This is a genomic window from Streptomyces sp. NBC_00984, assembly GCF_045162475.1.
GTDB lineage: Bacteria > Actinomycetota > Actinomycetes > Streptomycetales > Streptomycetaceae > Streptomyces.
On record NZ_CP108734.1, the window covers coordinates 1,712,971 to 1,737,119 of the forward strand.

The 24,149-nt window shown below is 69.7% G+C and carries 22 protein-coding genes and 2 pseudogenes; 9 read left to right on the plus strand and 15 right to left on the minus strand.

The genetic code is table 11. The features are described from left to right. Positions 1 to 110 precede the first annotated feature (110 nt). Positions 111 to 299, plus strand: a complete 189-nt coding sequence (locus OG520_RS07410) for a hypothetical protein (RefSeq protein ID WP_406012630.1) — start codon at positions 111 to 113, stop codon at positions 297 to 299. Positions 300 to 353: 54 nt separating this feature from the next. Then, on the plus strand, positions 354 to 548 hold the full coding sequence (locus tag OG520_RS07415; RefSeq protein ID WP_399332973.1) for a hypothetical protein: 195 nt from the start codon (positions 354 to 356) through the stop codon (positions 546 to 548). Between the two features lie 232 nt (positions 549 to 780). Here OG520_RS07415 and OG520_RS07420 read toward each other — a convergent pair whose 3' ends face one another. Continuing rightward, on the minus strand, positions 781 to 1,905 hold the full coding sequence (locus tag OG520_RS07420) for an amidinotransferase (protein WP_406012631.1): 1,125 nt from the start codon (positions 1,903 to 1,905) through the stop codon (positions 781 to 783). 633 nt (positions 1,906 to 2,538) lie between these two features. Here OG520_RS07420 and OG520_RS07425 point away from each other — a divergent pair. After that, positions 2,539 to 2,736: a hypothetical protein gene (locus tag OG520_RS07425; RefSeq protein ID WP_399332975.1), complete on the plus strand. Its 198-nt coding sequence runs from the start codon at positions 2,539 to 2,541 to the stop codon at positions 2,734 to 2,736. Then, positions 2,733 to 2,987, plus strand: a pseudogene (locus OG520_RS07430) (PQQ-binding-like beta-propeller repeat protein); the annotation flags it as partial. The gene OG520_RS07425 and the pseudogene OG520_RS07430, both read left to right, overlap by 4 nt. Before the next feature lie 96 nt (positions 2,988 to 3,083). Here the strand turns inward: OG520_RS07430 and OG520_RS07435 are convergent. The 5 genes from OG520_RS07435 to OG520_RS07455 all read right to left on the minus strand — a co-directional run bounded on the left by OG520_RS07435 (position 3,084) and on the right by OG520_RS07455 (position 8,619). Continuing rightward, on the minus strand, positions 3,084 to 3,614 hold the full coding sequence (locus OG520_RS07435) for a hypothetical protein (protein ID WP_406012632.1): 531 nt from the start codon (positions 3,612 to 3,614) through the stop codon (positions 3,084 to 3,086). Next, entirely contained in the window at positions 3,611 to 5,047 is a 1,437-nt protein-coding gene (locus tag OG520_RS07440) for a sensor histidine kinase (RefSeq protein WP_399332978.1), read from the minus strand. The genes OG520_RS07435 and OG520_RS07440 overlap by 4 nt, the downstream gene beginning before the upstream one ends. Beyond that, entirely contained in the window at positions 5,044 to 5,727 is a 684-nt protein-coding gene (locus OG520_RS07445; protein WP_406012633.1) for a response regulator, read from the minus strand. The genes OG520_RS07440 and OG520_RS07445 overlap by 4 nt, the downstream gene beginning before the upstream one ends. A gap of 67 nt (positions 5,728 to 5,794) precedes the next feature. Then, positions 5,795 to 7,459, minus strand: a complete 1,665-nt coding sequence (gene murJ, locus OG520_RS07450; protein WP_406012634.1) for a murein biosynthesis integral membrane protein MurJ — start codon at positions 7,457 to 7,459, stop codon at positions 5,795 to 5,797. Then, the gene (locus tag OG520_RS07455; protein WP_406012635.1) at positions 7,456 to 8,619 is read right to left on the minus strand and encodes a lipid II:glycine glycyltransferase FemX; all 1,164 of its coding nucleotides are present in this window, start codon (positions 8,617 to 8,619) and stop codon (positions 7,456 to 7,458) included. The genes murJ and OG520_RS07455 overlap by 4 nt, the downstream gene beginning before the upstream one ends. A 225-nt stretch (positions 8,620 to 8,844) precedes the next feature. Between OG520_RS07455 and OG520_RS07460 the strand changes: the two genes are divergently transcribed. Then, positions 8,845 to 10,059, plus strand: coding sequence for an Ig-like domain-containing protein (locus tag OG520_RS07460; protein ID WP_406012636.1), 1,215 nt, complete (start codon positions 8,845 to 8,847; stop codon positions 10,057 to 10,059). After that, positions 10,058 to 10,886, plus strand: a pseudogene (locus OG520_RS07465) (CocE/NonD family hydrolase C-terminal non-catalytic domain-containing protein); the annotation flags it as partial. The gene OG520_RS07460 and the pseudogene OG520_RS07465, both read left to right, overlap by 2 nt. A gap of 58 nt (positions 10,887 to 10,944) precedes the next feature. On the opposite strand, the gene OG520_RS07470 reads toward OG520_RS07465, so the two are convergent. The 6 genes from OG520_RS07470 to OG520_RS07495 form a co-directional block, all read right to left on the minus strand. Continuing rightward, positions 10,945 to 11,817, minus strand: coding sequence for an amino acid ABC transporter permease (locus tag OG520_RS07470; RefSeq protein ID WP_406012637.1), 873 nt, complete (start codon positions 11,815 to 11,817; stop codon positions 10,945 to 10,947). Beyond that, positions 11,814 to 12,458 (minus strand): amino acid ABC transporter permease, encoded by a 645-nt coding sequence (locus OG520_RS07475; RefSeq protein WP_406012638.1) that lies wholly within the window; start codon positions 12,456 to 12,458, stop codon positions 11,814 to 11,816. The genes OG520_RS07470 and OG520_RS07475 overlap by 4 nt, the downstream gene beginning before the upstream one ends. Before the next feature lie 17 nt (positions 12,459 to 12,475). Further along, positions 12,476 to 13,387, minus strand: a complete 912-nt coding sequence (locus tag OG520_RS07480) for a glutamate ABC transporter substrate-binding protein (protein ID WP_406016435.1) — start codon at positions 13,385 to 13,387, stop codon at positions 12,476 to 12,478. A gap of 14 nt (positions 13,388 to 13,401) precedes the next feature. Next, positions 13,402 to 14,145 (minus strand): amino acid ABC transporter ATP-binding protein, encoded by a 744-nt coding sequence (locus OG520_RS07485; protein WP_266428985.1) that lies wholly within the window; start codon positions 14,143 to 14,145, stop codon positions 13,402 to 13,404. Between the two features lie 123 nt (positions 14,146 to 14,268). After that, a complete protein-coding gene (locus OG520_RS07490; RefSeq protein WP_406012639.1) occupies positions 14,269 to 14,709 on the minus strand; it encodes a DUF6278 family protein in 441 nt (146 codons plus the stop codon). Between the two features lie 134 nt (positions 14,710 to 14,843). After that, positions 14,844 to 15,464, minus strand: a complete 621-nt coding sequence (locus tag OG520_RS07495; RefSeq protein ID WP_406012640.1) for a TetR/AcrR family transcriptional regulator — start codon at positions 15,462 to 15,464, stop codon at positions 14,844 to 14,846. A gap of 48 nt (positions 15,465 to 15,512) precedes the next feature. Between OG520_RS07495 and OG520_RS07500 the strand changes: the two genes are divergently transcribed. Both OG520_RS07500 and OG520_RS07505 read left to right on the plus strand, forming a co-directional pair. Next, on the plus strand, positions 15,513 to 16,232 hold the full coding sequence (locus OG520_RS07500) for an SDR family oxidoreductase (protein WP_406012641.1): 720 nt from the start codon (positions 15,513 to 15,515) through the stop codon (positions 16,230 to 16,232). 563 nt (positions 16,233 to 16,795) lie between these two features. Beyond that, on the plus strand, positions 16,796 to 17,974 hold the full coding sequence (locus OG520_RS07505) for a Cmx/CmrA family chloramphenicol efflux MFS transporter (protein WP_406012642.1): 1,179 nt from the start codon (positions 16,796 to 16,798) through the stop codon (positions 17,972 to 17,974). A gap of 124 nt (positions 17,975 to 18,098) precedes the next feature. Here the strand turns inward: OG520_RS07505 and OG520_RS07510 are convergent, their stop codons facing one another. The 3 genes from OG520_RS07510 to pcaC are packed head-to-tail and all read right to left on the minus strand — an operon-like array spanning position 18,099 to position 20,874. Continuing rightward, the gene (locus OG520_RS07510; protein ID WP_399332996.1) at positions 18,099 to 18,878 is read right to left on the minus strand and encodes an exodeoxyribonuclease III; all 780 of its coding nucleotides are present in this window, start codon (positions 18,876 to 18,878) and stop codon (positions 18,099 to 18,101) included. 48 nt (positions 18,879 to 18,926) lie between these two features. Continuing rightward, a complete protein-coding gene (locus OG520_RS07515; protein ID WP_399332998.1) occupies positions 18,927 to 19,583 on the minus strand; it encodes an MBL fold metallo-hydrolase in 657 nt (218 codons plus the stop codon). 13 nt (positions 19,584 to 19,596) lie between these two features. Beyond that, positions 19,597 to 20,874: a 4-carboxymuconolactone decarboxylase gene (gene pcaC, locus OG520_RS07520; protein ID WP_406012643.1), complete on the minus strand. Its 1,278-nt coding sequence runs from the start codon at positions 20,872 to 20,874 to the stop codon at positions 19,597 to 19,599. A 599-nt stretch (positions 20,875 to 21,473) separates the two neighbouring features. On the opposite strand from pcaC, the gene OG520_RS07525 reads away from it, so the two are divergent. Beyond that, the gene (locus tag OG520_RS07525; RefSeq protein ID WP_406012644.1) at positions 21,474 to 24,092 is read left to right on the plus strand and encodes an SdrD B-like domain-containing protein; all 2,619 of its coding nucleotides are present in this window, start codon (positions 21,474 to 21,476) and stop codon (positions 24,090 to 24,092) included. Positions 24,093 to 24,149: the final 57 nt, after the last annotated feature.

A 24,149-nucleotide genomic window follows, 5' to 3' on the forward strand; every position in this document is an offset into this window, starting at 1 on the left:
CCTCCCTGAATTGCACCGTGCTGTGACCCGCCTGGTTCCGTGACGGCCCCGGCACCGGTCTGGCCCTTCTCGCCGACACCACCGATATCGGCGAAGCGGACCGGGCGGACATGGCCGCCGTCCTCAGCCTGACCCCGCTGATCCGCCAAGCCGCAATCACCGCCGTCCTCAACGGCACCGAACGCATCACCAGAACCCTCCTCGACGGGATTCGCCTGGACCACCTCGCCGAGCAACACCACCGCCCCACCCCGGCACCCACCCGTCCCCGGGCCCGGGTCCGTACACGACAGCCCTAGGGTCTTTCGTCTGGATCACTCCCGCCGGCCGGGATTGTCGTTGATGATGTCCGTGTGACCAACCGCATCAGCGCTCTGATCTCGGCCTTCGGCTTCCTTGCCAGCATGTTGCTGCTCGTCCTTGCCGTTCGTGACTACCGCTCCGGGGCACCGGCCCTCTGGATCGGGGCTGGAGCCGTGATCTTCCTCAGCGCTCTGTACACGCTCGTGCGGGACGTGCGGCGGCTCCGCCTGGGGCCGACGGCCTGACGAGCGGCGCCGATTCCGACTGACGCCTCCGGTCGTTGTCCATGTGTGCCGTTTTGACTGACGCGCAGTGGGCGTGGATCGGGCCGTTGCTCCCGCCGGCGATTCCCGGCGCAGGTGACAGGACCTCGCCGATCACGGAAGTCATCAACAACCGTCGCCAACCTTGCGGCGCATTGCAATCGTCTCACGCGGGCTTATACCGGGCCTTGGCGCGCCGCGAACTGCGTGCCGGTCAATGGAAATACGATTCGAGCGTGCCGCGACGTCGGATATCGAGCGTTGCGCAGTGGAATGAGCCGCCGAACGGCGCGTAGTGCAGCAGGTCGCACGGGATCGGCTCGAATCCCCATTTCTCAAGCGCACGCAGCATGTTGACGTGGTGGCGCTCTGCGATCACTCGCTTGTTGTCGATCATGAGAATGTTCATACTGAGCCACTTGCCACACATCGAGGTGATCTTCAGCAGGCGCTCATCAATCGAGTTGGGCTCGGGTGCGATCAGGATGTCCCACGAGCTCAGAACATCAGGCAGGCAGTCGATATCGATGTATTCAGGATTGACCAGCACCTTGCCCGGAGAGAGCAAGAGAAACGACGTGTCGATGTGCATCGGCGTGCGACAGCGGCTCTCGATTTCGTGGATGCGATAGCCGGATCCGAGATGGCGACGCAGCCATTCGATGCCCATCCGGTTGGTGACGTTGCTCCGCATAGCGAACAGGTCGCGTCCAGCTCGCACGAAATCCGCCGCATCGAATACTGGTTCGAATTCAGTGAGGATGTACCGCATGGGCTCGTCGGGCTCAGGGATGCGGAAATCCTTCTCGAAGAGCGCGTCAGTGAGCTGCGGCTTTGGCGCCGCCGTCCAGCGCGCGCCGCGCCGGAAGTAGTCCTTGAGAATCTTGCGGTAGGAGTGGGTCTCGAAATAGCGGCAAGGCCATGCCATCGGCGTCTCGATGATCTCATCGCCGATCACGAGCATGCTGTCACGCGGGCAGGAGTTGCCAAAACCGCGCGACGACCAGTCCGGGGTACTGAAGCGTCGACTGTGGTCGACCACGTCCGGGCGCGTGACTGTGACACCGAGGGATTGCAGGAGAGCAATGAACTGATCGAGTTCATGCTGCGCGGACTCGATCAGCATGCGCGGATACCTGCAGCCGGCGGCCAGCCCCTGCAATCGCGCAGCCCATGGCGGGATGTTGCAGGCTACAACCGGATGATTGGAAGGGATCGTGGCGCCTTCGAGACGCCCGACGATGACCTCCTCCAGCGGGTCCCACTCATTGTGTGAATTCACCGGCGAAACGAGAGATTCCGCAGCATTTTCGGTCGTAGCCGATGGCGTCGACATCATAGGAAGTTCCCATCGCTGCCTACCGTTGCCGTCAGGATGCTGGGCCTCTGCACTGCTTCCATGTCCGGCAAACTGGACGCGCCCCCGAAAGGTACGGTGCGTTGGACGCGCTCGCCCGATCGGCGGCATTCGGTCGTACGACCGCGCAGGGGCCGGCCCTGCGGGCGAGGATTGTGCCTGCGTGGCGGAGCTGCACTTCACCCCCTCGCACTCGTCGTGGATCAACCAGGTCGAACGGTGGTTCGCGGAGCTGGAAAGGCGCTGCCTCGGGCATGGGGTGTTACGCCAGTGCAGTCGCCGCTGGGCCGCGCGCTCCAGACCACGCCGAACCGCGCCCGGCTCCCCCTCGAACCCCGCCAACAGCCCATCCGGTCGGACAGGCGCGCCACCGGTTGCCGAACCCGACGATTCTGTCCCCGGGCGGGGCCCGACGTCTTTGCCGTGACGGGAGTTGGGGCCGGTAGGTTCCCTGGGCGAATGGAGGGGGCAGGCATGTCGAGGAAAGAGGATCAGCGGGACCGCAGCGCGGCGCGGTGTCGTCCGGCGAAGGAACGCCGGTGGACGTACACGGACTGGCATCCCGAACGCATGCGGTAGTGCGCGGGGCCGCTCGGCGTCGCTGCCGAGAAGGCGATGGCCCTGGACGCCGTGAGCGGCACCCTGGACAGCCATTGGTTCAGCGTCTTCGACTGTGTCACCGAGCGCCCGGACCGCCCTCTGTACGAGATCGGTGACCCGGCCTACGACGCCAACCACGTCGTGGCGAGCGTGGACCTGGAGACGGCGGCGCGGCTGCTCACCCCGGCCGTGCGCGAATTCGCCGTGCGGTGACGGGCGCGGCGCGTTGGTCCTTCGACGCGATCGGTGCCCTGAAGGAGACGCCGGCGGTCGCCGACGGGACGGTGTACGTCGTCGGCGAGTCCGGTGTGCTGCACGCGGTCGGTGCCGTGGACGGGCAGGAGCACTGGCGGCAGCGGGTGGGCCACTCGGGTGCGCCGGTGGTCGCCGACGGCCTGCTCTACGTCGTCCGCCGCCCGGCCAACCCGCTGCGCGACACCTCCCGGATCCGCGCGCTGGACGCGGCGACCGGCGAGGAACGCTGGGATCGACGGTTGCCCGACGAGTCGGCCGCCGCGGCGGCGGTCTCCGACGGCCGGGTCCATGTGCAGGGGTTGGGATCACACGGCGCATCGGGCCGGCCCGATGACGCCATCGGTGCCGACCACCTTCACCGCCTCGCCCCGGTCCGCGGTGCGGGCCTGCGCGGCGGTGCAGATCAGCTGCTGGCGGGCCACCTCGGAGAGTGTGGTGACGGCCGTGTTCAACCGGACCAGGACGCCGTCCGGGCCCAGATCGACGCTCGGAGCGATGCGGGCGTAGGGAAGTTCGGTGCGCAGGCCGGTCGCGACCTCGCTCTTGTTCGGCCCGTCGAAGAGCAGGGCGACCGCCCGGTCGGCCCCTCCCCACGTCGCTTCCGCACCGCCCGGGAAGGTGCCTTCCGCCGGTATCGCGATGGGCCGTACGACGGGCATCAGCCGGTTCGCGGACGACGAGGACACGAAGTAGAGCAGTGTGCTCTGCTCGCGTCCCGGCGCCACGTCGACGATCGCCGGGTCGCCGACCTCGACGACGTCCGTGGCCCGTATCCCGCACCCGGTCGCCAGCAGGAGGAGGGGCAGCAGTGCGCCGAGGGCGCGTACGCCCCTCACGGCCCCTCCAGCGGCAGTTCCACGGTGAGGACCGCGCCGCCCCCGGGCCCGTCGGCGGCGCGCACGGTGCCGCCGTGCAGCCGTACGTTCTCCTGGGTGATCGCCAGTCCGAGTCCGCTGCCGGCCGACCGGGTGCGGGCCGCGTCGGCCTTGTAGAAGCGGTCGAAGATATGGGGCAGCACGGCGGGGTCGATGCCCGGACCGCTGTCCGCGACCTCGGCCACCAGCCGGTCCACCGCGCCCTTCCGCTCGGTCCGCAGCCGTACCGTGACGGGCTCCGCACCGTGCCGCAGGGCGTTGCCGACGAGGTTGGCGACGATGACGTCGAAGCGGCGTGGATCGAGCATCGCCCGTATTCCGTCGGGGAGTTCGGTGCGGACCCGGTCCTCCCAGTGCCTGTTCTCCAGGGTCTTGCGGATCGCTTCGGCGACATCGACCTCGTCGAGGTGGAGGTCCGCGGCCCTCGCGTCGAAGCGGGAGATCTCCATCAGGTCCTCGACGAGGGTGGCGAGCTTGCCCGTCTCGGCGCTGATCAGCCGGACGGCCGCCGCGGTGTCGGGGTTCAGCTGGGCCGCGTCCTCGTCGAGCACCTCGGTGACGGCGAGCATTCCGGCGAGCGGGGTGCGCAGCTCGTGCGAGACGTCGGAGGCGAAGCGCCGGGCCCGCGCCTCCGCCTGCCGGAGCTCCGCCACCGACTCCTGGAGCTTCGTCGACGAGTCGTTGAACGTCCGGGCGAGTCCGGCGAGTTCGTCGGAGCCCCGGACCTCGATCCGGGTGTCGAGTTCGCCCCGGCCGATGCCCGCGGCGGCCCGCCGCAGGTCGCGCACCGGGCGCAGCACGCTGCGGGCCGCGAGCAGTGCGGGCACCAGCGCGATCAGGAGGGCGGGCAGGGCGCCGTCGCGGGCCGCGGTCACCATGGCTTCGACATTGGCCGCCTCGGTGGAGAGCCGCATCACGGCGTAGAGGACGAGTCCGGTGGGCTGGCCCCCGTCGCCGCGGTCGATGAGGGCGGGCATTCCGACGGTCAGCCAGGGCACGCCGTCCTTGACGACCCGTTGGAAGGAGCCGTGCGCGCTGCCTCGGGCGGCGGCCTGCAGTTCGGGGGTGATCACCTCGGAGGTGGGACGGTTCGAGGAGGAGACCCGGATCGTCCCGTACTCGGCGAAGACGACCCAGGGGTGCGGCTTGCCTTCATTGGCGAGGCTCTGGCAGGCCCGCCGCAGCTGTTCCTCGTCCACCGGCAGGGTCACGGCCTGTGCGCCGATCCGGTCGCGGAACTGGTCGACGGCCGTGTCCTGGGCCTGTTGCAGGATGGCTGAACGGGCCTCGCGGTAGGTGAGGGTGGCGGTGGTGGCGGCGCTGATCGCCGCGACCAGGAGGAAGGCTCCGACGAGGCGGGTACGCAGTCCGAACCGGGCGGCGAAGAGTCTCATCCGAGCGGACCGAAGCGGTATCCGAAGCCGCGGACGGTCTGGATGTAGCGCGGGCTGCCCGCCACGTCCTCGATCTTCTGCCGCAGCCGCCGCACACACGCGTCGACCAGGCGCGCGTCGCCGTGGTAGCTGTGCTCCCAGACGTATTCGAGGAGTTGCTGTCTGCTGAAGACCTGCTCGGGCGAGGCCGACAGATGGAGCAGCAGTTTCAGTTCGGAGGGTGCGAGCAGGAGGCGCTGCCCGGCCTTGGCGACCGAGAGTCCGGCCCGGTCGACGGCCAGTTCGCCGTGGATCTCGGTGCCGCCGCGCCCGGCCGGTTCGACGTGCCTGCGCAGTACGGCACGGATCCTGGCCTCGATCACTTCGGTACGGGCCGGCTTGACGATGTAGTCGTCGGCGCCGGCCTCCAGCCCGACGACCACGTCGAAGTCGTCGCCCCGGGCCGTGAGCATGATGATCGGCAGCTGGCTGGTCTCGCGTATCCGGCGGCAGACCTGGACCCCGTTCATCGCGGGGAGCATCAGGTCGAGGAGCACCAGATCGGGCCGGAAATCCCCCAGGGCGGCCAGCCCCGCCTCGCCGCTCTCCACGGCGCGCAGTTCGTGGCCGCGCCGCCGCAGCCCCAGCTCGACCCCTTCGCGCACGGAGGGGTCGTCTTCGATCAGCAACACGCGAGGCATGACAGCAGTATCCCAGCGATCAAGAAATGGATTCGAATGGGTGAGCGGGCAGGTCTGCCCGGCGGGGTCATGCCCGCCGCAGCCGTCCCCGGCCCGCCGCGATCACGGCGCTGACCTCCCGCAGCCGGAGCGGCCGGGCCAGCAGCGCCACCGTGAGCAGGAGCACGAAGGAGCCCGCGCCCACCGCCGCGAAGTCCCCGAACCCGGCGCAGCTCCGGGCGGCCAGGTACCCCAGCAGCCCGGCGGGCACGGACGCCACCACCAGCCGGAGCTGCGCCCACAGCGCGGGCGAACGCACCGGCGGGGTTCCGGTGGCGTCACCGCGGCCGAGCCTGCGGTGCAGCACGTACGCGGTGGCCGCGAAGCCCGCGAACAGCGCCACCGAGTAGGCGCCGGCCATTCCCGTCACGGCCCAGCGGACCGGCAGCAGCAGATACGCGGCGACCGAGAGCCCGGCGTTGAGCGCCGCGATCACCAGATTGAGGAGGAACGGCGTGCGGGTGTCGCTCATCGCGTAGAACGCCCGGGAGAGCACGTACTGTCCCGAGTAGGCGATGAGTCCGGGCGCGAACGCCATCGTCATGCCCGCCATCACGGCGATGTCCGCGTCGTCCGTGGCCCCGTACCCGTACACCGCTCCCATCACCCACGGTGCCAGTGCGAACAGCAGGGCCACCGCGGGCACCACGACCGCGGCCGAGGTGCGCAGGGCGTACGAGACGTCGCGTCGCAGGCCCGGCAGGTCGTTGTCGGCCGCCGCCCGGCTCATCCGGGGCATCATCGCGGTGACGAGCGAGACGGTCACGATGCCGTGCGGCACCACCCACAGCTGATAGGCGTAGCTGTACGCGGTGTAGCCGGCGCCGCCCGCCAGTTCCATGTTGTCGGCGCGCTGGCCGATGGTGGTGGAGAGCCGGGTCACCACCCAGTAGGCGATCTGGTTGGTCAGCACGAGGGTGACCAGCCAGCCGGCCGCGCGCAGCGGCCGGGTGAGGCCGCTGCCCCGCCAGTCGAACCGGGGGCGCCAGCGGAATTTCGCGGCGCGCAGCGCGGGCACCAGGGCGAGCGTCTGGACGACGATCCCGGCCGTCGTGCCCCAGCCGAGCCACCGGGCCCGGTCCGGGGAGAGCGTGCCGTCGGAGCCCGCCGCGATGCCCAGGTAGAGCCCGAACACGGCGATGATCACCACGTTGTTGAGGACCGGGGTCCACATCATCGCGCCGAACCGCCCCCGGGCATTCAGTACTTGCCCGAGGAGGGTGAACAGTCCGTAGAAGAGGATCTGCGGCAGGCAGTAGCGGGCCAGTGCGACGGTCACGTCCGCCTGTGCGCCGTGGTAGCCGGGGGCGTAGACCGCGACGATCCACGGTGCGGCGAAAACCGTGAGGCCGGTGAGGGCGAGGAGACCCACGGTGCAGACGGTGAGCAGCCGGTCGGTGTACGCGGCCCCGCCGTCGGCGTGGTTCTTCGCCGCCCGCACCAGCTCGGGGACGAAGACGGCGTTGAGCGCCCCGCCGATGAGCAGCGTATAGAGGATGTTGGGCACGGTGTTGGCGACGTTGTACCCGTCGGCCCGGAGCCCGGTGCCGAGCGCGGCGACGACGACCGCCGAGCGTATGAACCCGGTCGCCCGGGAGACGATGGAGCCGGCCGCCATGACGGCGCCGTTGCGCAGCACCGAACGGGGCTTGGGGTCCGCGACCGTCGTGCCGGTCGCTTCGGTGGCCGTCATCGGCGGGCCAGGTACGCCTGGAACGCGCGGTACAGCGCGTTGTTCGTGGCTCCGCCCACCGATGGCTCCCACTCTCCGAGCGTCTCGACGACCTGACCGCCGGTGCCGAGCTTCCAGCGGAGCAGCCCGAAGGGGCGGTCGTCGGGGTCAAGGGTGGAGGGTACCCCGCGCATGTCGTACACATCGGCACCGAGCCCATGGGCATCGAGCATCATCCGCCACTGCAACGCGTTGCTGGGACGGACCTCGCGGCGGTGGTCGGCGGACGCTCCGGTCTGGTACCAGACCCGTCGGCCGGTGCTGACCATGGTGTGGGCGGCCAGGATCTCGCCCTGGTGGACGGCGAGGTAGAGCCTCATCCGGCCGGGCTGTTCGGCGTTGAGCACGGCGTACTGCCGCTGGAAATAGGCGAGGGAGCGGCCGAGCCGGAAGCCGTCGCGTTCCTCGGTGATCCGCAGCAGTCGGTGGAACTCCGGGAGTTCGGACTCCCCTCCGATGACGATCCGCACCCCGGCCTTCCGGGCCGTGCGCACGTTGCGGCGCCATTCCTGGTTGAGTCCGGACCAGAGCTGGTCGGGGGTCCGTCCGGCGAGCGGCACGTGGAAGACATGGCGCGGCTGTGCGTCGGCGTCCTTGCCGTCGCCGCCGCAGCGGCGCCAGCCGCGGGCCCGGAGCCGATCGGCGACGGCCGCGCCGAGCGGGTCCACCTCGGTCGCCAGTACGTCGGAGATTTTCCGGCCGGGCCCGGTGGCTGCCTTGAGTCGGCCGGTGTCCCAGCGGCGGTACGCCGGTGAGGGGCCGATCCGTACGGCGAAGGCGCCGGCCCTGCGCAGATGTGCCATGAGCGGGCCGAGCCAGCCGTCGATGTCCGGGTCGGCCCAGTCGGCCACCGGACCTTCGGGCAGATAGGCGAAGTATTTGCGGGTTCCGGGGAATTGGCGGTAGAGCACCAGAGCGGTTCCCGTCAGTTCGCCCCAGTCGCCGTACCAGCCGACCATTTCCGAGGTCCAGCGCTCCTTCACCCCGGCCCAGGACGGGTATTGCAGAAAACTCGCCCCCGGGCGGGTGGACAGGAATGCCCGGTGCTCGGCGGCGGTCAGGCCGCGTATCCGCAGCTCCCGGTCATGGCCGCGGTCTCCGGTCGCGAGCAGCGCTGACATGTTCGTGGCCCTCCCTGGTCCGCCCCGCTGTCGGCTCTGCGGGGCCGCACAGGATGCTCACAGCGGTCCGTGACGGAGCCGAGCGGCATATGTGACCGAACGATGACCGTTGCGCTGCGATACATGTCACACAGGGAAATTCCCGGTTTTTGGCCGATTTGCGGAACCTATCGTCGGACAAATACCTCTCCATCGACGAGAAGCAATGCCTTGGAGGTTTTTCCCTTGATCGCTGCACGCCGACCCGTACGCCGTACCACTCCGCTCGGCCGCCCGGTCCGGCTCACCCTGATCGCCGGTACCGCGGTGCTCGGTACCATGCTCACCGCCTGTTCCGGTGCCGCCGCGTCGGACTCGGAGTCGGACAAGGGCCACGCGGCCGCGTCGGCCTCCGACGCCAAGATCTCGGTGAACCTCCGGGGCGCCCAGGCGGCCCCGGGCACGCCGGTGAAGGTGACGCTGGGCACCGGAAAGCTGAAGGCGGTCACCGTGAGCGCGGACGGTGGCGAGGCGCTCACCGGCCGGATAGCGGCCGACGGCAGGACCTGGACGTCGGACCGGCCGGCCGCGCCCGGCACCACGTACGGCGTCGAGGCGAAGAACACCGAGGGCGGCAGCGCGAAGGCCGGCTTCACCACCGCCACCGCCGACAAGGTCAACAAGCTGTCGCTGGCCCCCGGCAAGAACACCACGGTCGGCGTGGCCCAGCCGCTCTCGGTCGTCTTCGACAACCCGGTCAAGGACAAGGCGGCGGTGGAAAAGGCCCTGAAGGTCTCCACCTCGAACAACACCGAGGGCTCCTGGGGCTGGCTGCAGGACTACTCGGGCAAGGACCGCGTCGACTGGCGGCCCAAGGAGTACTGGAAGTCCGGCACGAAGGTCACGCTCGACGCCGATCTCAACGGCATCGACTCGGGCCCGTCCGGCGGCTGGTTCGTCCGCGACTACCGGACCACCTTCACGATCGGCGCCGACCAGGTGGTCAAGGTCGATCTCGACCGTCACCGGCTGGCGCTGAAGCGGGACGGGAAGACCGTCATGGACGTGCCCATGTCGGCAGGCACCCCCGGCGGCGAGAAGGCGTCCTGGCGCGGCACCGCCGTACTGATGGCCAAGGAGGGCACGATCAACATGCGCTCCGAGACGGTCGGCCTCGGCGATGCCTACGACAAGATGGTCGACTCCTCGATGCGGCTGACCTGGTCGGGGATGTACGCCCACGCGGCGCCGTGGAACGCGGCCTACTTCGGGGTGGCCAACCACAGTTCGGGCTGTGTGGGGATGAGCGACGCCAACGCCGCCGCGCTGTACCAGCAGGTGCGGGTCGGTGACCCGTTCGAGATCACCGGCGCGGACGCCAAGGGCACGGTCGCGGAGGGCAACGGGTACGGCGCGTGGAACGTGTCGTGGTCCGACTGGCAGGCGAAGAGCGCACTGTAGCGGGCCGACCCAGCGCCTCCAGGCCGCCGCCCTCCTCGGCGGCACCGGTCTGCTCACCGGCCGCCCGAGCGACGAGCCGAACCGTGCACTCGCCCAATTCCTCGGCTCCGGCCTCGCCAGGGACAGGACGTGATCGAGTGGGGCGGGAAGCGCTCCCCCGCCACCTACTCGACGAGATCAACGCCGACGGCGCGGCCGTCATGATGGGCAACGCCTGGGGCGACACGATCTTTCCGCCGAACCAGTACGCCTCGTTCCACGAGAAGCTCGGCGGCCCCAAGCGCCTGGAGTTCCGCCCGGGAGACCACGCCACGGCGGAGGCCACCGGACTGCTCGGCCTGCCCAACGACACCTGGAACGACGCACACCGCTGGTTCGACCGCTCCCTCAAGGGTGAGCGCAGCGGAATCGACGAGGAGCCGCCGGTCCAGCTCAAGTCCCGTACCTTCGCGGGCGTCTGGCAGTCCGGGAAGTACGCGGGCCGCAGCACATCCGGGGCACGACGAAGCTCCACACCACGGTGACCGGAAACAAGGAGAGCGGCACCTTCGTCGCGTATCTCTACGACGAAGGGCCGCTCGGCCTGGGCAAGCTGATCAGCAACGCCCCCTATACCTTCCACGGGCAGACGCCGGGCCGGCCGTTCCCCCGTAGACCTGGAGCTGTTCTCCACCGCCTACGACGTTCCGGCCGGTCACCGTCTCACCCTGGTGATCGACACCGTCGATCCGCTCTGCATCGAGCACAACCCGGCCGGATCGCAGCTGACCTTCTCCTCGACCCCGGCGGACCCGTCGTACGTGTCCGTGCCGTTGCGCGAGAAGTGATCACCGGCTGCTGCCGGGCAGGCACCGCTCTGCCGGGACCGCCTCGCGGCGGACCCCGCTACTGCACTCCCGGCAGCAGCGTTCCTGGTTCGGCCGGTGCGATCTCCACGGCCTTCATCTTCGGATTACGCCGTTCCCGCTTGGCCACCCAGGTCGCGAACCAGGAGAGCAGCATGCACATCCCGATGTAGATCGGCGAGATCACCATCACCACGGGGATGAAGGGAAGATCGTAGTCGAGGTTGGACGCGATGAGCTTGCCCGCGTGGAGAAATTCCTCGTAGGTGATCAGATAGCCGAGCGAGGTGTCCTTCAGCGCCACGACCAGCTGGCTGATGATCGTGGGCAGCATGGCGCGCACCGCCTGCGGGGCCAGTACGAAGGTGGTGACCTGCGTCTTGCGCAACCCCAGGGCGTACGCGGCCTCGGACTGGCCGCGCTCCACCGAGAGGATCCCGGTGCGGAACACCTCGGCGAGCACCGAGCCGTTGTACAGGGTCAGACCGGTGACCAGGGCGGGCAGCGGCTGCACCTTCAGCGCCACGAAGATGAAGAAGATCATCACCAGGACGGGCATGGCCCGGAAGAACTCCACGAGCAGCGTCGCGATCCAGCGCACGGCCCGGTGCTCGGAGAGCCGGCCGACGGCGAGGACGGCGCCCAGCAGGAGGGAGAGCACCGCGGCGTACGCGAACGCCTTGAGGGTGTTGCCCAGTCCGCGCAGCAGCAGTTCCTGGATGCCCTTGTACTCGAAGGGTGTCCACTTGGCGCTGGTGAACTGTTCGGTGTCGAAGAGCAGATAGACGACCCAGCCGAGCAGGGCGAGGATCAGGGCCGTCGAGACGATCCCGTACAGGAGATGGCGCTTGCGGGTCGCCGGGCCCGGGATGTCGTAGAGCGCGGTGGCGGACGGCGCGGTGCGGGTGGTCATCGGGCGACTCCCCAGCGCTTCTCCATCACGTTGAAGAGCGCACTGATGGACAGGGTGATGATCAGGTAGCCGACGGCGATCCAGACGAAGGTCCAGATGATGCTGTAGCCCAGCTCGTTGAGGGTCTTGTAGGTGCCGAGCAGTTCGGTGACGCTGAACGCCCCGGCGATGGCCGAGTTCTTGGCCAGGGCGATGAGGGTGGAGCCGATCGGCGGGATCACCGACCGGAACGCCTGTGGCAGCACCACGGTGTTCAGCGTCTGGCCGAACGTCATACCGAGGCTGCGGGCCGCCTCGCCCTGTCCCGTCGGCACGGTGTTGATGCCCGAGCGCAGCACCTCGCAGATGAACGCGGAGGTGTAGCAGCCGAGCGCGAGGACCGCGAAGACCTTGAAGGGAAGGACCAGGCCGAAGCGCGGCAGACCGAGCAGGACCGCGAAGAAGAGCAGCGTCAGCGGGGTGTTGCGCAGCACCATCACCCAGACCGTGCCGAGCACGCGCAGCGATCCGACGGGGGACACCCGGCAGGAGGCCATGAAGAAGCCGAGGAGCAGGGCCAGGATCGAGGAGTAGACGGTCAGTTCGACCGTGCCCAGGAAACCCTTGCCGTAGAGCGTGAAATTCTCGGTGAGTACGTCCATCGTCGATGCCCGCCCTCTCAGGTAGCCGGGTAGCGGTCGATGGGCGGCGGCTTCGGCGCGGGCACTCCGGACAGACCGAGTGTGGCCTCGAACGCCTTCTTCCAGTTGCCGTTCTTCTCGTTCGCCTCCAGGGCGTCGTTCAGGGCGAACCGCAGCGCGTTGTCGCTGCGCGGGACGCCGATGCCGTACGGCTCCTGGGAGAACGGCTTGCCCACGACCTTCATCTCCTTGGGCGCCTTGGCCGCGAAGCCCAGCAGGATGGCGTCGTCGGTGGTGACGGCGTCGACCTGGTAGGTCAGCAGATTGTCGACGCAGATCGAATACGTGTCGTAGGCGACCAGGATCGCCTTCGGGTAGTCGGCGGCGATGCGCTGGTACGGGGTCGACCCCGCGGCCGAGCAGACCGTCTTGCCGGCCAGGTCCTGCGGGCCGTTGATGTCGTGCTCGTCGGTGCGGACGAGGAGGCTCTGTCCGGCCATGAAGTAGGGACCGGCGAATCCGACGAGCTTCTTGCGCATGGCGTTGATGGTGTAGGTGCCGACGTAGTAGTCGATCTGCCCGTTCTGCAGCGCCGTCTCGCGGTTGGCGGAGGCGATGGTCTTGAAACGGATCGTCTTCGGGTCGAACCCGAGCGAGGCCGACATCATCTTGGCGATCTCGATGTCGAAGCCGGAGTAGACACCGGTGGCCGGGTCCTTCTCGCCCAGGTAGGGCTGGTCCTCCTTGGCCCCGACCCGGAGGTAGCCGCGCTTCTTCGCCTTCGTCCAGGTCGGCGAGGCGGGCAGCCGGAAGCCGGAGTCGACCTTGTAGACCGGCAGTTGCTCGGGCTTCGGACCCTTCACCGGCGGGCTGCCCTCCTTGCCGCACGCGGCGGCGAGCACGGCCAGCAGGAGGCCGGCCCAGGCGGCCAGAACTTTTCTCGTACGCAACACGGAGCCGCCCGTCAGTGCTTGAGGATCTTGGACAGGAAGTCCTTGGCGCGGTCGCTCTCCGGAGCGGTGAAGAACGCCTCGGGAGTGCGGTCCTCGACGATGCGTCCGTCGGCCATGAAGACCACGCGGTTGGCGGCGGAGCGGGCGAAGCCCATCTCGTGCGTGACGACGACCATGGTCATGCCGTCCCGGGCGAGCTGCTGCATGACTTCCAGCACCTCGTTGATCATCTCCGGGTCGAGCGCCGAGGTGGGCTCGTCGAAGAGCAGCGCCTTGGGGTCCATGGCGAGGGCGCGGGCGATGGCCACGCGCTGCTGCTGACCGCCGGAGAGCTGGGCGGGGAACTTGTCGGCCTGCGAGGCCAGTCCGACCCGCTCCAGCAGTTCACGGGAGCGCCGGTCCGCCTCGTCCTTCTTCCGCTTGCGGACCTTGAGCTGGGCGAGCGAGACGTTGGCCAGCACGGTCCGGTGCGCGAACAGGTTGAACGACTGGAAGACCATGCCCACTTCGGCACGGAGCTGGGCGAGGCCCTTCCCCTCCTCCGGGAGGGGTCTGCCGTCGATCGCGATGCGGCCGGACTCGATCGTCTCCAGCCGGTTGATGGTCCGGCAGAGCGTCGATTTGCCGGAGCCGGAGGGGCCGATGACCACCACCACCTCCCCGCGGCCGACGGTGAGATTGATGTCCCGCAGTACGTGCAACTGTCCGTAGTACTTGTTGACGTCCCGCAGCTCGATCAACGGATCGACGGCCATACGCTGCCCTACCCACTTTTCGCTGTGTCGAGGTCAGCGCAAACTATCCAGCCCGAAAAGGGACTTCGTCACCGACACGCACAAATGGGGCATAAGGCTTCTTATTCGGTTGTAGTGAAATCCCTATCCTTCGGCCGACTCCGAGTACACCTGCGAGAGTTCGGGACTGCCGGCCATCGCCCAGTCCAGCCCGGCCTCGACCACATCGATCTCCCGCCCGGAGGCGAGCCGCACCACGGGCCGCCCACTGGGCCAGATGTTCCAGGCCGCGCCGGAGACGTTCCGCACCAGGACCGTCCCGAGGTACAACCCGGCGTCGTTGCCCAGCCAGGGCAGCTCCTCGGGGTCGTCGCGCCAGCGCGGCGGCAACTGGTCGAGAGCCGCCAACGAGGCCGGGCTGTCGTCGAGTTCGAGCCCGCGCTGCCCCGCCCGGACACGCAGCAGCTCGCACTCGGCGAGGAGCTCGGCCACGCCATCGGGATCGGCGGCGACGGCGGCGGCGAGCCCCGCCCCCCGCGCACCGTCGTGACGCTTACGCCAGTTGTCCAAGAAAGGGATGTTCATACCACTCAGGGTCGCATCCCTCCCGTGTTGCGCACCACAAGGCGCGCGGCCTGTCGTTCGAGTGCTGAACCCGACGCGGACGCCCGCGCGCGCTCCGCAGCGCGCGCCGTGCACGGCCCGTCCCGGGCGGACGGTCACTCCCGCCTCGCGCCGGAAGCCGCCGGTTCCGGCGCGAGAAGGGTCAGCAGTTCGTCGACGAGGTCCTCGCCGAAGGGTTCGCGGGTGGCCAGGACGCGGTACCAGAGCATGCCGAACACGAGGTCGAGCACCGTGGACGGCGCCGGGCGGGCCGGCAGGTCGCCGCGCCGTCCGGCCCGGTCGAGGATCTCCCGGAGCGCCTCGCGGCGCCCCTCCAGGAAGCCGGTACGGAACCGCTCACCGAACCCTTCGTCGATCTGGGCCTCCGCCATCAGCGCGCACAGGATGCCGGTGACCTGCCTGTTTCCGGCGAGCCGATAGGTGTCGGCCAGGAAGGCCCGCAGGTCGTCGCGGTACGAACCCTGGTCGGCGGTGGTGACGTACAACTCGCCCTTGACGGCGAGCACATCGAGCAGGACGTCGGCCCTGGATCGCCACCACCGGTAGATCGTCTGCTTCCCGCAGCCGGCCCTGGCGGCGATGCCCTCGATGGTCAGGCCCGCGTATCCGACCTCGCCCATCAGCTCGAACGCGGCGACCAGGATCGCCATCCGGCTCTCCTCGCTCCGCTTGCGGCCCGGACGGGGTGCGGTGGGGGGTGTGTTCTCCGTCGACATGGCGCCAGCTTAATACGAGACGCCGCGGTTCGAATTAGGAGATGTCCTGTGTCCCATCGCACCGCACTCGTTGTCGGAGGAACCTCCGGCATCGGACTCGCCACGGCCCGGCTGCTGCACGAACGAGGTAAGACGGTCCACATCGCCGGCCGCGGCAAGGGCCGCCTCGACGAGATCACGGCCACCGACCCCGGGTTGATCGGCCACCGGGCCGATGCCCGGGACGCCGACGAGATCGGCGCACTCGTCGAGTCCATCGGCACCATCGACTGGCTGGTCCTGACGCTCAGCGGCAGCGACGGCATCAGCCCGATCGCCGAGCTGGACCCGGAAGTGCTGCGCGGCGCCTTCGACGCCAAGTTCTGGGCGCACCTCACCACGGCCAAGGCCGCCCTGCCGCATCTCGCGAAGGACGGCTCGATCACGCTGCTCGGCGCGATCACCGCCCGCGCCGGTCTGCCCGGGACCTCGGGCGTCGCCGCGATCAACGGTGCGGTCGAGTCCCTGGTGAAACCGCTGGCCGCCGAACTCGCCCCGATACGGGCGAACGCCGTCTCCCCCGGGTTCGTCGACACCCCCTGGTGGAACGGCATGCCCGAGGAGGCCAAGCGGGCCTACTTCGCACAGGTCTCGGCGGTCCTGCCGGCCCGGCGCGTCGCCACCGCCGAGGACATCGCGGAGGTCGTCGTCCTCGCCGCGACCAACGCCAACACCACGGGTACGGTCATCGAGTCCGACGGCGGTGCGCGTCTGGTGTCACTGGGCTGATGCGCACCACCGGAACTCCGCCGTCGGCCGGTCCGTCGGCGGAGTCCCGCGTATGCGGCAACAGGCGTGCTCCGGGCCGTCGTTCCGGGGTTCCGCGGTCTCGCAGTTCCGCAGTTCCGTAGTTCCGTGGTTCCACAGTTCCGTGGTTTCGCAGTTCCGTGGTTTCGCAGTTCCGGCCGAAAAGGGGTGGAGGCGAGGCGATCCGGGCTGGTAGCTTCACGATCATGTCCAGCCCCGAGTCCGACAGAGGCTAGCCACCGGTCCGCCGGTGGCTGATCCGCCGTCGAATCGATCCCGTCGCGCCGCGTGCCGGCCCGGAGCCGATTCCCCCGGCTGCCACCGCAGGACCACTGCCGTGTGGGCTGCGCTCTTCCCGTCCGCGCTCGTGAACCGCTCCCGATGCGACCGTGCGTGGACTCTCCGGCTCCGGCGCCCGCCACGTTGCCGAGTCACGTCCATGAACTCCCCCGGACGTTCTTCCGCGTTGCCGCCCGTCATGACGGGCGGGCGTGGGCCCACACCCCCTGCCTGGTCCATCCTTCAGCCGTCCATGGGGTTCCTTCATGCCATTCACTGTCTACGCGCTCGGGCTCGCCGTCTTCGCCCAGGGCACATCCGAATTCATGCTGTCCGGTCTGGTCTCGGACATCGCCGACGACCTGCATGTGTCCATTCCCGCCGCGGGGCTGCTGACCTCGGCCTTCGCGATCGGAATGATCGTCGGAGCGCCGTTGATGGCGCTCTTCAGCCGGAACTGGCCGCGCCGCCGCGCCCTCGTCTTCTTCCTCTGTGTCTTCAGTGCCGTCCATGTCATCGGCGCGCTCACCCCCGGCTACGGACTGCTCCTCGCGACGCGGGTCGTCGGGGCCCTGGCCAATGCGGGCTTCTGGGCGGTGGCCCTGGTGACCGCGGTCTCCATGGTCGGGCCCGAAGCACGGGCACGCGCCACATCGGTGGTGGTCGGGGGCGTCACCATCGCCTGTGTGGCCGGGGTGCCCGCCGGTGCGGCGCTGGGCGGGCACTGGGGGTGGAGGTCGGCCTTCTGGGCCGTGGCCCTGGTCTCCGTACCGGCCGTCGCCGTGATCGCCAGGACCGTTCCGGCGGGGCGGCCGGAGTCCACTCCCGCTCCCGCGAGCGTCGAACTGCGGACCCTGGCCGGCCCGCGGCTGCTGCTGACCCTGCTGACGAGCGCCCTCGTACAGGGGGCTACGTTCTGCGCGTTCTCCTACGTCGAACCGCTCGCCACCCATGTGACAGGGCTCGCCCCGGTCTGGGTCCCCGGTCTGCTGGCGCTGTTCGGACTGGGCTCGTTCATCGGTGTCACGGCCGCCGGCCGATTCGTCGACACACGGCCGGTCACCTTCACCGCGGCCGGTCTGGTGGCTCTGGTGATCGGCTGGACCGGGTTCGCGCTGACCGCGGGCAGCCCGTTCGCGACGGTGGCGCTCGTCCTCGTCCAGGGGATGCTCGCCTTCGGCACCGGCACGGCGCTGATCTCCTGGGTGTTCCGGCTGGCGGCCGACGCACCGACCCTGTCCGGCTCGTTCGCCACGGCCGCGTTCAATGTGGGCGGCGCGCTCGGCCCCTGGCTGGGCGGCCTGGCGATCGGTGCGGGGTTCGGCTTCCGGTCGCCGCTGTGGGTGAGCGCCCTGCTGATGGTCCTGGCGCTGGGCACCGCCGGGGCGGCACTGGGGATGCGGCGTACCGCCGCTCGCGGTCGGGACGGCGTCCCCGCGGTCTGACGGACAGCGGCGGATGGGGCCCCGCCCGGCGCTGAACGGGCGGGGCTGTCCTGGTCACAGCAAGCAGCCAGCAAGCGGGATAAGGACAGGAACCACGCTATCGGCCACCACTGACAACGGGTCCTCAGATGTCGAGGTCCACCACCACCGGGGCGTGGTCGGACGCGCCCTTGCCCTTGCGCTCCTCGCGGTCCACATAGCTGTCCGCGACCGCCGCGACGAAGGGCGCGTTGCCGTAGACCAGGTCGATCCGCATGCCCTTGTTCTTCGGGAAGCGCAGCTCCCGGTAGTCCCAGAAGGTGTACGGGCGGTCGTACTTGAGCGGGCGCGGCATGACGTCCGACAGCCCTTCCTCGCGCAGTGCGGCGAGGGCGGCACGCTCGGCGGGGGTGACATGCGTGGCGCCCTCGAACAGCGCCGGGTCCCAGACGTCCTCGTCGGTCGGGGCCACGTTGAAGTCGCCCAGGACGGCGAACGGCCTCGAGCCGGCGGCGTCCGCGGCGACGGCCTTCTGCAGGGCCTCGAACCAGCGCAGCTTGTACGCGTAGTGCGCGTGCTCGACCTCGCGGCCGTTGGGCACGTAGACCGACCAGACCCGGACCGGGCCGCAGGTCGCGGAGATGGCCCGCGGCTCCTGCACCCCGTCGTAGTCCGGGCCGTCCGGCAGTCCCTCGACCACGTCGGACAGGCCGGCCCGGGAGACCAGCGCCACGCCGTTCCACCGGCCGGTGGCGTTGACCGCGGACTCGTAGCCGAGCTCGCGGAGCGCGTCCGCCGGGAACTGTTCGGCGGTGCACTTGGTCTCCTGGATGCACAGCACATCCGTGCCGGTGCTCTCCAGCCAGGCCAGCAGCCTCGGGAGCCGGGCGGTGATCGAATTGACGTTCCAGGTGGCGATGCGCATGTACGTAAACCTAGCGGCTGGCACTGACAGCCGCCGGTCCGGCGCCGGTCACAGGCCGGTCGAGTCCCCCGGGGCCAGCCGGCCGTGGTCGGCGCCGCCGAGGCTGCCGATCTGGTTGTCGTAGATCGGGCGGGCGAGATCGGTGAGCAGCGCGTCGTGGATGTCGATGGCGCGGCGCGGCTTGACCTCGCGTACGTAGTCGATGACCTCGGAGAGCTTGTTCCAGGGGGCCATCACCGGGAGCAGCAGGGTGTCGACGGGCCGGTCGGGGACGGTGAGCGCGTCGCCCGGGTGGAAGAGCGAGCCGTCGACCAGGAAGCCGATGTTGGTGATCCTCGGGATGTCCGGGTGGATCACCGCGTGCAGCTCGCCGTGCACCTGTACGTCGAAGCCCGCCGCGGTGAAGGTGTCGCCGTGGCCGACGGTGTGGACGCGCCCGGGGAAGGCCGCAGCGAGCCGGTCGGCGACGCTGCGCAGGGTCCAGATCTCGGCGGCCGGGTCGGCCTCCATGCCCGCGCGCAGCCGCCCCTCGTCGAAGTGGTCGGGGTGCTCGTGCGTCACCAGCATCGCGTCGGCGCCGACGGCGGCGTCCTGCTCGGAGAAGCCGCCCGGGTCGATGACGAGCGTCCGCCCGTCCTTCTCCAGACGGATGCAGGAGTGCGTCTTCTTGGTCAGTGTCAGGTGCACGGGGTTCACGGCGTCCATGGCTCCCATCCTGCTACGGGCGGGGCCTCGTTTCTTCCTGAATCACGCTCTGGGCGACGGAGAAGGCGGCTCCGGCGGCGGGGACGCCGCAGTACACGGCGGTCTGCATCAGCACCTCCTTGATCTCGGCCGGGGTGAGGCCGTTGCGCAGGGCGGCCCTGACATGTGCGGCCAGGCCCTCCAGATGGCCGGAGGCGACCAGCGCGGTGAGCGTGACACAGCTGCGGGTACGGCGGTCCAGGCCCTCCCGGGTCCACACCTCGCCCCATGCGTAGCGGGTGACCAGCTCCTGGAAGTCCTCGGTGAAGTCGTCGGCATCGGCCAGGGCCCGGTCCACATGGGCGTTGCCCAGCACCTCGCGGCGGATCTTCAGGCCGGGCTCGTACGGGTCGGCGCGTCCGGTGGTCCCGGTCGGGGGCTGCGGCGTGGCCGCGGTGATCTCCGCGACGGGCAGCACGGGCGCGGAGAGCTGCGGGGTGGACGGCGGGACGGGGATGGCGGCGAGGGTGTCCTGCCAGGCCGTGGAGAAGTGGGTGAGGAGCAGATCGGAGACGGCTCCGGGCTGCTCGACCGGGGCGAGATGGGCGGCGCCGGGGACGAGCGCGAGCCGGGCGTCCGGTATGCCCGCGACCAGGGTGCGTGCGTCGCCCGGTCCGGTGACCCGGTCCTCGGCGCCGACCAGGACGAGGGTCGGGGCGGTGATGCGGCCGAGTTCACCGCGGACGTCGAAGGCGGCGAGGGCCTCGCAGGCGGCGATGTAGCAGCCGGGGTCGGTGGTGCGGACCATCTGGACGGCCCAGTCGACGATGGCCGGCTGCGCGGCGGCGAACCCGGGGGTGAACCAGCGCTCGGGTGCGGTGCGAGCCATCGGTTCCAGTCCGTTGGTGCGCACGACCACCCCGCGCTGGCGGAATTCGTCGGCGCTGCCGAACCGGGACGAGGCGGCGACGAGGGCCAGCGAGGCAACCCGGTGCGGGTGGCGCAGCGCGAGGTCGGCGCCGATCGCGCCGCCGATGGAGCAGCCCGCGTACCCGAAACGCTGGACACCGAGACCGTCGAGGGTGGCGAGCAGCCGGTCGGAGAGGTCGCCGATGGCGGTGGCGGGGTGGGCGGGGGCGCCGCCGTGACCGGGGAGGTCGTAGCGGAAGACTCTCCAGTGCTGGGTGAGCTCCGGTATCTGCCGGTCCCACATGTGCCATGAGGTGCCGAGGGAGGGGCCCAGGACCAGGATCGGTGCGTCTTCTGGCCCGTCAAAGCGGTATTGCAGGGTTTCAGTCGTCGTCTCACTCACCCGCTCACGCTCCCATAGCGCACGAGATCCCACATCGCCGGGGGAACCTAGCGGTTTCTGTCCCTCTCTTGACGACGGGCCCGGCACTGCCGGGATCCCGCGGGACCAGGTGGCCGTAGCCGAACCGGCCCACCCGATTTCCGCCACCGGTCCATGCCGGCAGCCGGACCGGTCCTGCTCGCACGTGGAGGGCGTCCGTGTCCGCAGCGACCGGTGCGACAGGCGTGCGAGCCTCGCTCGCCACCTCGCCGCCCGCCCGCGATGCGCTCGGAGGCCGTTGCGTGAAAGTTCGACGGAGGACAAGTTCGCCATTCCGCCACGATCTTGCCGAAAGCCCTTCTAAGATCCCTGGCAAGGCGGTTCTCCGCATCTCTATGTACTCCCTCACGAGCAGGGCATCAGGCCCTTCTGAACGCTGAGAGCAGGAGATGACATCTACGTATGAGCAAGCGAAGGGAGCCGCGCCCGAGCCGCGTCGGCGACGGCCGGGCATGCCCGGTCGCCGCACCGTCGGCGGCCTGGCCGTGCTCGCCTTGGGAATCGGTAGTGGCTCGTTAGCCGTGGCGCCTGCGGCGCACTCGCAGACGGAGGAAGGATCGGTGACGGTCCGGGTGATCCGGGCCGTGGACAACACCGGAGTGTGGACACCCGCGTTGGAACCGGGCCTCGCGGGCGTCAAGGTGACCCTCACCGACGACGCCGGGACGGGCATCGAGGGGGTCACGGCGGCCGACGGCACCGTGACACTGACTCCGGCGGCGGGCAGCGCCACCAGCGGCAAGTACCGGGTGCAGGTGGTGAATCCGAGGCCGGGGGTGCTGTTCCCGGCCTTCGCCTCGCGTCAGGGACTGGACGGTGCGCCCAACCAGTTGAGCAGCAATGAGGAGTTCGTCGACCTCTCCGGCGAGAAGAACGTGGCGTACACCACCGGGCTGTGGAGTCCGGGTGACTACTGCCAGAAGAACGCACCGCTGGTGACGAGCTGTCAGCCCACCACGCGCGAGGGCGGGACCCAGCGCACGCTGGTCTCCTTCCCGTACGACGCACGTGGCCAGGACGGCGTCGACGTCAACGTCACGAACATCGCCACCAACGCCGAGACCGGCACGCTTTTCGGCATCGCGTGGAACAAGGCCGACAAGCGGGTGTTCTCCTCGGCGCTGGCCAAGCGCACCACGGACTACGGTCCGGGCGGCGCCGGGGGGATCTATGTGACCGACCGCGCGCAGAAGAAGACCACCCTGTTCACCGTCGTCCCGGACGCGGGGACCACGGCGCACGGCCAGGGTACGGACGGCGCCTTCCTCACCGTGCCCGGCAGGGAGAGCCTGGGCGGCATCAAGATCACCGATGACGGCAAGGACCTGTTCGTCGTCAACCTCAACAACCGCAAGCTCTACCGCTATGACGCCACGGTGGCGACCGCGGCGGCGCCCGAGGCCGTCGCCTCCATCCCGGATCCGGGCTGTCCGGCGGCCGGGGACTGGCGCCCCTTCGGCCTGGGCCTGCAGGACGGCGTCGGCTACCTCGGCGGGGTGTGCTCCGGCGAGTCCACCGGGAAGCTCTCGGACCTGCGCGCGGTGGTCATGCCCTTCGACCTCGACACCGGAGCGTTCCGCAAGGCGGTGCTGGACCAGCCGCTGGACTACCCGCGTCAGTCCACGGTTGGCAGTGGCCCATGCGACGGCGCGGGCTGGTTCCCGTGGACGAGCACCTACCCGGTCTCGCAGAACGGTCGTCCGTGTGGCAACTCCACCATCGCCAACCCCGAACCGGAGTTGGGCGAGATCGGCTTCGAGTCCGACGGCTCGATGCTGCTGGCCTTCCGCGACCGCTTCAGCGACCGCGCGCCAGCCGGTCCCACGCCGAACTCCGCCGCCATCGTCATGTCGGGCGGTGACCTGAACAAGGCCTGCCCGGCGAACGGCATGTATGCGATGGACACCAACAACGGCTGCGGGCTCTCCCCCCGGGGCACCCGTTTCTTCGACACCAGCTGGGGTGGTCACCGCAACACGGCGTTCGCCGGCATGGCGCTCTCCAAGGCCGAGAACACCATCGCGACCTCCGCTTTCGACCCCAACCACACCGCCCTCGGGTACGGCACGTCGTTCCTCCAGCGCGACGGCGCGCAAGACCCGGAGTTCGGCCTGCGCCTCAACCCACCGGGAACCATCGCCCCGTTCGGCAAGGGCGCCTCGATGGGCGACCTGGAGGTGCTCTGCGACCAGGCCCCGCTCCAGATCGGCAACCGGGTCTGGTACGACCCCGAGCGCACGGGCATCCAGAACCCGGGCCAGCGCCCGGTCGTGGGCGCGACCGTCCACCTGTACGACGAGTCGGGCAAGCTCGTGGGGACGACCGGGACGACGGCGCGTGGCGAGTACTACTTCGACGACTCCAATGTCGCCGGTGGCCTCCGGCCGAGGACCAAGTACACCATCCGCCTCGACAAACCGGCCGACTACGCCAAGGGCGGCCCGCTCCACCAGTGGGTGCCCACGGAAGCGGATGTCGGCGACAACCACTTCATCGACTCCAAGGGCATCGTCCCGCGCGACGCGCACTTCCCGGAGCGGGCGTTGACCACCGGCGGGCCCGGAGAGAACGACCACACCTACGACTTCGGCTTCCGGCAACAGGAGGGCGTGCTGCGCCTGGTCAAGCACGACCAGGACGGCAAAGCGCTGGCGCGGGCGAAATTCCAGCTGTGGAAGGAGACGAACGGCTCCGACGAGCTGCAGACCACCGGGGCGGAGCCGGACACGAAGGTCGGCAAGCCCTGCATGACCGGGACCGACGGCATCTGCCGCGGCACCGGCGCACCGGGCACGTACTACTGGCAGGAGGTCAGCCCGCCCGCAGGTTACGCCGCACCGGATGTGACCGTGTTCGGGCCACTGGTACTGACCTCCGACAACCTCGACGACGGGGTCTCGGTGACAGCGGTCAACCGACGGCTTCCCGCCACCGAGCCGACACCGAAACCGACGAAGCCGACACCGGACACACCAGGCAAACCGGGTTCGCCGGGGGCTCCGGGCGCACCGGGCGCACCGGGTGCACCGGGTGCACCTGGCCACGTACCCGACTCGGGCCTGGCTGCCACCGGCATGAGCCAGGTGGTTTCGCTGGCCCTGGCCGGCTGCGCCGCGCTCACCGTTCTCGGTGCGGCACTGGTCGTACTGATGCGCAGGCGAAGGGCACAGCACCGCTAGGGCCTGTCCCGGAGCGGGGCGACCGGCACCGGTGACCGTCCGGGCCGGCTCGGGCGG